Annotated in this window: 7 protein-coding genes; 1 reads left to right on the top strand and 6 read right to left on the bottom strand. The window is 49.5% G+C overall.

The window, feature by feature from the left end; translation table 11 throughout:
* The 6 genes from AC2VLY_RS06400 to AC2VLY_RS06375 all read right to left on the bottom strand — a co-directional run.
* Positions 1–535 (bottom strand): hypothetical protein (locus AC2VLY_RS06400; RefSeq protein ID WP_486921957.1); only part of this gene is annotated, 535 nt, incomplete at its 3' end.
* Complete coding sequence (locus AC2VLY_RS06395) at positions 528–1,484, bottom strand: cellulose biosynthesis cyclic di-GMP-binding regulatory protein BcsB (RefSeq protein WP_486891725.1); 957 nt, start codon at positions 1,482–1,484, stop codon at positions 528–530. The genes AC2VLY_RS06400 and AC2VLY_RS06395, both read right to left, overlap by 8 nt.
* Before the next feature lie 59 nt (positions 1,485–1,543).
* Positions 1,544–2,521 (bottom strand): cellulose biosynthesis cyclic di-GMP-binding regulatory protein BcsB, encoded by a 978-nt coding sequence (locus AC2VLY_RS06390; protein WP_486921956.1) that lies wholly within the window; start codon positions 2,519–2,521, stop codon positions 1,544–1,546.
* Positions 2,522–2,598: 77 nt separating this feature from the next.
* Complete coding sequence (gene bcsA / locus AC2VLY_RS06385) at positions 2,599–4,881, bottom strand: UDP-forming cellulose synthase catalytic subunit (protein WP_486921955.1); 2,283 nt, start codon at positions 4,879–4,881, stop codon at positions 2,599–2,601.
* Positions 4,871–5,866 (bottom strand): NAD-dependent epimerase/dehydratase family protein, encoded by a 996-nt coding sequence (locus AC2VLY_RS06380; RefSeq protein WP_486921954.1) that lies wholly within the window; start codon positions 5,864–5,866, stop codon positions 4,871–4,873. The genes bcsA and AC2VLY_RS06380 overlap by 11 nt, the downstream gene beginning before the upstream one ends.
* Complete coding sequence (locus AC2VLY_RS06375) at positions 5,844–6,980, bottom strand: NAD-dependent epimerase/dehydratase family protein (RefSeq protein ID WP_486921953.1); 1,137 nt, start codon at positions 6,978–6,980, stop codon at positions 5,844–5,846. The genes AC2VLY_RS06380 and AC2VLY_RS06375 overlap by 23 nt, the downstream gene beginning before the upstream one ends.
* 561 nt (positions 6,981–7,541) lie before the next feature.
* On the opposite strand from AC2VLY_RS06375, the gene AC2VLY_RS06370 reads away from it, so the two are divergent.
* Positions 7,542–7,763, top strand: a complete 222-nt coding sequence (locus tag AC2VLY_RS06370; protein WP_024893233.1) for a type II toxin-antitoxin system VapC family toxin — start codon at positions 7,542–7,544, stop codon at positions 7,761–7,763.
* Positions 7,764–8,163 lie beyond the last annotated feature (400 nt).

Genomic DNA, 8,163 nt, shown 5'->3' with positions numbered 1-8,163 from the left:
CTGGTAAATCCTTCTGGGCTATACGAATCCGGGTCTGAATTTGTGTTGGTGTTTCCCCATTTTGCTGAGCCCGCCAAAGCTCTCTGTCTATCAATACTGAACGCATCTTTTGAAGTGATTTTGCCGCGTCGCTGGCGAAGGAACCATGCTGATACTGGTCCGCAAAAACATGAATCTGACCCCTGGCTACTGGTAAAGGACGGTCGCGAAGACTCTGCCAAACTTCCTGCTCTGCCAAAACAAAGCGCATATTGGCACTGGGCCGCCAGCCTTGAAATCTGTTTCGTGTCTGGGCAATGAGCTTTCTGGCAGAATCCAGGTCCCGAGCGTTGATAGCCCTCCAGATCGCTGATGTTGCTGAATTGAGGGTTTTACCGGACATTCCTTTGGAACCGGTTATCTGTTCAAGCATTGAACTGGAATGTTCCTGCCCCAAGACACTTGCAAGAGCAGAACGTACCGGCAAGAACAGCACGGCAGCCAAACAGCCGAGCAACATCAGAAGTCGCCCAAAGGTCCGGAAAGGATTATCCATGAGCCCCCCACTGTTTGCGACGGTGTTGAGACAGCCATCCTGCCGAAATGCTGCCCAGGAAAAGGATTGTCAGCACTACGATCACCCACCAGATGGGCCGTAACGAAAAAAGGTAAATCCAGTACCACGAATTTTGATGATTGCCATAAATCTGCTGTTTGCCCAACATCACCGAGTGATAATGGTCATGAGCATCCAACCAGGCAAAGTCTCCGATCAATGAGGACCAGTTATCCTTCTGGACGAGCAGGTCTGCCGCAGATTCAGCCGACTCTGCTGATGGTATCAAGAACCACAGATTCCAGTACTCCGAACCTTTACCCGCTGGAGTTTCCAGCAGATACGCCCGGGCCGAAGGATTTTGGCTGCTGGTCCATTGACTCCCGGAACCAGGGCTTTGCCAACGAAGAGCGCCGTGTACGAACTGAACTGGCACATTGATTTGCCCTGCTGGTTTCAAATCCGCTGGCGTACCAAGAATCACCTGACTGCCTCCACCTGGCAATGGATGCCCCATGAAAACGACCGCTGCCGGCAAAGTACTGCGGCTGACCTGAGCGAGTTTGGCAAATAAAGTTAATCCCGCAGATAACATTTCTGACGTAGAGTTCAGATAGATCATACGCAGACTTTTGGCATTGCCGTCGCGGACCAGAGGAAAAGCCGTTCTTGCCAGTAGCTGTAGATTGGGCAGATGAGCATACTGGTGGGTTTTCGGAAGGCGCATGGTCGATCCCGGTAAGATTTTCACATGGGCGCCATGCACATCCAGACTGAGTCGATTGACTCCAGCCACCAGGGCGGAAAACGGAACGGTGGTCGTATAATGACCCACTCCGGTTCCAAGCTTCCACTGAGAAATCCAGTTGCCATTTGCCCGAACAATCACCAACGGTCTCTGCCCAGAGTGCCTGCCAGGATCAACTGCCAGATTCAGATCCAGGGTCATTTGCTTCTGACGATCTGCGAATTGGCCACCAGGCATCCAAAAGGAGAAATGAAGAAGACTCAATGCCCCCCCACAAGGGAGGCATCAATCTGTTCTACGCGTCCAACCTTCGCTACACCACCGGGCTGGAGAACGGGCTGCCCTCGCCACAAGTTTGGGCGCCCTGCCGTTTTTGTATCCACCAATCCGATCTGCCAGTTGTCACCCAGTGGAAGGTCTCCTCGGTTCTGCGCAAAGGCCTGTGCCGCCCGCAACACCGCATCATCGTTACGACCCGTGAAGGACAACACCAATGCTGTTCGCGAATCATCCACGGGTCTCAGCAGTACTCTCGCATCGGACCCGGAAACTTTGCTCGTCCCTTCAGCAGTCTGGGCCCCAAGTAAAAGAATCAGGGGTGCGGACCGTGCTGTTGCCTGCGCAATATTTGGGAACACCCGTACCGCGACGGTTTTGTCCGTGCGCATTGCAATACCAGCCACCGCCTGTTGCGCGGCCTGAATAAGAATGGGAGATATTCGCCCCAGGAATACTACGGGCAATGGGATTGATGCATTCTGATCTCTTTGAAAAAGAGTCTGGAGATCATTGAACTGGATTGTTCTCCAGGGCTTTGGCTGCAATCGAAACTGCAGCTGCGATTCATACGCGTCAATCTGCGTCCATCCCTTGACGGAATCTCCGATAATACCTTTTGGTGAGCGCAAGGCGATGGAGAGAATCTGATTACCTCCTCCGAGCTCACCGGGTTCCAGCAAAACAGTCAGTTCGCCCTGCGGATAATCTGGATTTTCCCGAACGGCTCCCACATCCTTACCATTGAGCGCAATAACCAGCTCTGTTCCTGGCGCAGTGCTTGGCCCAACAAAATAGTGTAATGCCAGCGTTGAGTGGACTGCCTGTTCCTGCACAGGAATTTGCCAAGTGGCCTGGAGCTTGGGCTGATTACCGTTAAGACTGATAAACCGCTTGCTTTCCATCAACTGCGCCAGGGATTTTTGTTCCACTGTGGCCCAACACTGGCCAGTCTCAAGCAAAAACAGGGTTCCAAGAGCAAGCAGGAAACCCAAGCAAGGAAAACCGCCCCACTTAATCCTGGACCAGACAATCTGCATCATAAATAGCGCCTTGATCTGCGCACCGCTTTACCCATGTCGTAACGTCGGCGCTGACGCAAATTCCGCAGCAGGTATGATTCTCGCCCACGTTGGTAAAGAAACCGTCCCCAATACCAAAGGCCAGCTCCAGTCTTGACCAGAAAATAGGCATAGGCAGCCAGGAAGCCGAGTCGACGACGACGCGCAGCCAACAAGGCAGTCACCTGATTACTGTGACCATACAAAAACCTAACCACAATCTGGAGTTGTTGCTGATCCACATACGCAAACCGGACCCCAAAACGATCACCAATCCCATCTATGGACTTAACGGGAATTGCATCACTTCGTATGGAGCGCTCTTCATCTACGAGATGTACTGCCCTGATAACGCTGGCCAACTGACCAGCACCAGCCGGCCATGCATTACGTGAAAAACCCACGCCACCCATCGACAGATCCAGCGCTGGTAATCGCAATACACTGCCATTGAGCAGTTCCAGATCGACTTTCATTCCTGCGGGTGCGGGTACCCGATAATTCTCTCGATGTTGGCGACGCTCCAACATGACGACCATGGTTGCAGTAATAATGATGAAGTTAAGCAACTCCCAGAGCAAGGTAAAAACCAACTGTGGTCGCTCACCGGGATGCACATACCAACGCCAAATACCAATGACCAGAGACAGCAGGATGATCCCAAAAAAAACACTCTGTACCTTGGCCGCTGAAGAAATAAAATCGTGATCCAGCTGCTCACCCTTGGGAGTCACATTGAAGGGTCTTTTCCCTGGTCTAAGCAAGGTGCTGAATAACATGATCGCCGCCAACGGCGTTTGCACCATCTCATATACATCTGATGTCAGTGGCCAGCGCACCTGTCCATAGACAAAATCCGAATAGATCCAGGTCGCCAAAAAATAGGGAGCACCATAGATCAGGTATTGATCAATGGTTGCGTTATATATCATGACACCAAAGAGCAAAAACATGGATGGCGCCAACATGTTGATCATGCGGGCATACGGAAAAAGCCAGTACGAAAAACTGGTAATATAGGTTAACCGTTGTGCAATGCTGAGGCCCTTGGCAAACAGGGGATTCTTCATTTGCAGAATCTGGATAGCTCCCTGAGCCCAGCGTACCCGCTGACTAATGAGACTGGTAACTGTCTCGGGTTGCAAACCGAGAACCTGCGAACGATCCAAAAATACACTTCGATACCCCAGAGAATGCAATTTCATTGCGGTTTCAACATCCTCGGTCAAGGTCTCCGTCTGTATTCCCCCTATTTCCTGTAACAGGGAACGACGAATAACTGCCGCTGATCCGACAAAAAAACTGGCATCCCATGAATCCAGACCTGCCTGGATATAACGTTGGAAGAGCTCAGCCTCCGCCGGAGAATCATGAAAAATGTTCAGATTCTTTTCTACCGGATCCGGATTAATGAAGCTGTGTGGGGTTTGCACCATCGCACACCCGGGATCAGCCAGAAAGAATCCCGCAGTATTTTTCAGGAAATCGCGCGTGGGTACATGATCGGCATCCAGAATAACAATCAGGTCGCCATTAAGAGAGGGCAATGCCGCATTGACGTTTCCAGCCTTGGCATGATCATTGTGTTGCCGCGTGTGATAAACAGCACCGACCGCCTCACAAAGCGACTGCAAGTCACGACGTCGCGTCTGGGAGACCTCCGCAATTTTCGGGTTGGCACAACGGTCATCTGTACCTCCATCATCCAACAGGTGTACGCAAAACTTTTCTTTGGGATAATCAATCTGCAAAGCACCCAACAGAGTAACCCTGAGAATTTCTGTGGGTTCGTTGTAAGTTGGGACCAATACATCCACTACTGGCCACGAGTCAGCATCCAATGGCAAGGGGACAGGTTGGCGATGCCTCGGAGTGAATGTCACAAAGAATCCCAGAATGGCGTAACCCGCAGCATAAAGCTCTGCCAGAAACAGCAAGGTGCCAAAAAAGTCGCTGGCGAAGCCATACCCCCCGATGGTGAATTCCACCCGCCAAACCAAATATCTAAATATCAGATAAATAGCTATGACAATATTGGTGACCCGAAAGGAATCCACAAGCAACTGCGGCAAGACCAGACGTTTGAGCAGAAAAAGCTGCATCATCAGGATGCCGACCAGAACCACGCTCACCAAGGCCTGAGCCTGATTACTGACTGGCAACAACGCCAAGACAAAAGCCAGGAATATCGAGGCCACAAATCCTGAAACCACCAACCCGAGCAGCAGCGCTTCCAACCATTTGCCTTGCTTAAAAGGCATGACGCAAAGTCTCCCAATTCTCGGCATACCAATGCAAAGTACTGCAAAGGCCATCTTCTGGAGGAGTCATCGGCCTCCATCCCAAGTCCACACGTGCGCGCTCAATTTCAAGGTACTTTATCGCCGCTTTGTCCCGTGGAGCCCCGTGAAACAGCGGCGTCCGCCGCTCGCCATCAAAGAGAATGCTCAGCCGTTCCGCAACTTCAGTAATGGAGGTTGCGGTTCCCGTACCGAAATTGAAGGCCTTTCCCGAATGATTTTCTAGAGACTCTCCAAGCCTTAGATACGCATCAGCCATATCACCAACGTGAAGGAAATCAAGACGTGAGCTACCATCATCACGAGCACCAAAATCGTAACCTCGGCCTTCGAGCAGATTGAAAATCGCTCGCGGAACAAGACGACTAAAATTGGTGTCCCCTGGTCCGTAGGTATTCATGAATCTACACACGCCAATTTGTAAATCATAGACTTTGGCATAGGTCCGGGCCACACAGTCACTCGCAACCTTCGATGCAGCGTAAATGTTGCTGGCTTCAAGGGGCGGGTCGGACTCTTGCAGAGCCCGATCATCGGTGGTCATGCCGTAATAGGCGCCGCTGGAGGCAAACACCATCCGTTCCACTGTATCGCTCCGACGCATGGCCTCAAGCAGGGTATACGTACCCATGGCATTCACGCTGAGGGTTTCCATTGGCAGGACATTACTGGATGGTACGATGGGCTGGGCAGCAAGATGAAAAATCGTATCAATAGAAAAACGGGATAAATTCAACCGTAGAAAATCGCTGTCACGAATATCGCCTACCCAGACCTGCAAGTGTCTATCAAGACCTTGGATCTGCAAATATGACCACTTCGGAAATACCCGATCCAACACAAAAACACGTGCACCGAGCTGGAGCAAACGCTCACACAGGTGCCCTCCGCCAAAGCCAGCACCGCCAGTAACCAGACAATTCTTACCCTGCCAAAAGATGGACATGATTCTCTCCTTCCTTCGCAAGCTGATAATGTTCCCGGTAGAAACGAATCGTTTTGGTCAGGCTATCAAGAAATTCATGGGCTGGCTGAAAGGCAGTGTCCTTGACAAGCTTTTCACCATTCAGATGCTGCTTGGTAATGGCATGGATAGTGGAGGCGTTCGCTTTTACCTTAACGGCAATACCATTATCCAGGATGGTTTGGGCACGCTGCTGATCCACTGCCTCCTCAACCCCTGCAGCCAGTTCAACAATGGTCCGCAGCATGGCCGGTGTACTCATGTAGGTCCCTCCAGCCAAGTTGTAAACTTCTCCCCGACACACATTACTATGAGCCAGCAGAATAATGGCATTGACCAGTTCATCGACATACAGATAATCACGCTGATGTTCAATGGCATCGAAATACAACTCCGGTGCCATTGGTTCAGGATTACCAAAAATACTTTGCATAGCCTTTGGTAACAGCCGATATTCAGAGTTGAAATCATAGGGACCAAAAATATTACACATTCGTAACGTCACAGTCGGTAATTGAAATGCTTCATGATAGGTTCGCGAAAACACGTCGGCCGCCAGTTTTGCAGAGTCATATACTCCGATTCCACGCAACGGTGTCAAATGTTCGAAGTAAGAATCGCCATCCATTTCACCGTAAACCTTATCGGTTGATGAGAGAAAAATCATGTTCGGCTTGTGCGCAGAGAGCCGACAAGCCTCCAACACATTGATCCAGCCCATGGTGTTGGCCATTATCGTGTCATATGGGGCGTGCAATGCCTTTTCGATAACCGACGCATATGCAGCAAAATGGAAAATATAGTGGAAACGATATTGATCAATGATTTCACACATACTTTTCTTATCAGTGACATCGGCCTCAACAACATTGAGTTGTTCACGAAGACCCAGGCGGGGACAATTGATCATGGACAGACGATCAGTGGAAGCATCAATATCAAGCACTGTCACCTCTGCGCCGCATTGCAGCAACCGACGCGCAACATGACCACCAACAAAACCGAAACCACCGGTTATGAGGATTTTCTTGGCATGAAAATATTCCTGAAGCTGCCGCAATTTTGTGATATTCGAATCCCTGAATTCTTGTAGCATATTTTTATCCTTTTAATTGTATGGCGTGATCATACCCGCCAGCAGCGATAAAATTTAAGTGATCATGCGGAATAAATATATTTTCTGCCATTTCCAGCATAAATCATGCCAAAATGTTTTCTGTTGATTTTTAGACTGTTCCTGAACTCATCGTGGGCTCACTGTTTCAGATATCATACACATTAGAAAAATCTTGCATAAGATAGTTTTTACATCAGCAGGTTAGTGATCGTTACATACACGTTACAAGATTCTCATCGGCAATTTCTTTTAAGCAAATACAACATCAAAACAGCATGAAAAAATCCTTCACAGAATATTCATAATATATTGTTAAATCGATGTTTCGAGAAATTTTCAGATGCGAATAGTTATGGGATTTTGGACATGTAAAGGAGGGTTATGAAAAGACGTTAATAGCGTCTTGAGGTATACCAGCAATAGCGAGCCGGGCCACAGCTTTCATAAATGAGAATTTTACCCGTGCATTAAGCTGGGAGCACCTGTCCGAGGGCGAGTATCTGGGAAATTGCGATCAAGCACGCTTTAGGTCGAGGAGAGATGCCCGTATCCAGCCAAGAAGCGTTGCGATTTTTTGAGGCGTCGGACTATCGACTTCTTTCGGTGGAGGCAGAGCACGCGGTTGCAGTGGAAGATTTGCCCATGCACCACCAAGATCCTTTTGACCGAATTCTGGTGGCGCAAGCACTCGTGGAGCCGATGCGATTAATGACCCATGACGCGCCTGTGGCGCTTTATAGCGATACCATCATTCAGATTTAAAATTTCCCGCTTGACCTCCCGGCCCACGACCCAGGAGGGGGAATGCGCGATACCGGGTGAATGTCCAAGTTTCATGACTTGGGCAAACATCGCTAAGTTTTTGTTTTATATGGTGCCCAGGGACGGAATCGAACCGCCGACACGAGGATTTTCAGTCCGAGTTCTGTGCTACATTTTCGCTTTTTATATCATAGACTTATTCTAGGGGCTGTTGATAAACATAAAGATAGAATGCCCCATAGTATCATTTATATAACCTTATTTGTCACGATTTACTGCACCATTTGGTGTGGTTGCCCAGTCTTTTGCACCAAAAATTCAGGGGAATTTCTATTGTACCGGGTTGCATGGACTCGACACACTAAAAAAGGGCCGAAGCCCTTTCAGGGTGAACCCCTTT

It is taken from the genome of Acidithiobacillus sp. TH-A36 (assembly GCF_057473445.1).
This window is presented reverse-complemented; position numbering and strand designations above follow the sequence as displayed.

Coding starts and splice junctions, on each gene's coding strand:
- AC2VLY_RS06395 (WP_486891725.1), bottom strand. CDS start 1,484: ATGACCCTGGATCTGAATCTGGCAGTTGATCCTGGCAGGCACTCTGGG.
- bcsA (WP_486921955.1), bottom strand. CDS start 4,881: ATGCCTTTTAAGCAAGGCAAATGGTTGGAAGCGCTGCTGCTCGGGTTG.
- AC2VLY_RS06380 (WP_486921954.1), bottom strand. CDS start 5,866: ATGTCCATCTTTTGGCAGGGTAAGAATTGTCTGGTTACTGGCGGTGCT.
- AC2VLY_RS06375 (WP_486921953.1), bottom strand. CDS start 6,980: ATGCTACAAGAATTCAGGGATTCGAATATCACAAAATTGCGGCAGCTT.
- AC2VLY_RS06370 (WP_024893233.1), top strand. CDS start 7,542: ATGCCCGTATCCAGCCAAGAAGCGTTGCGATTTTTTGAGGCGTCGGAC.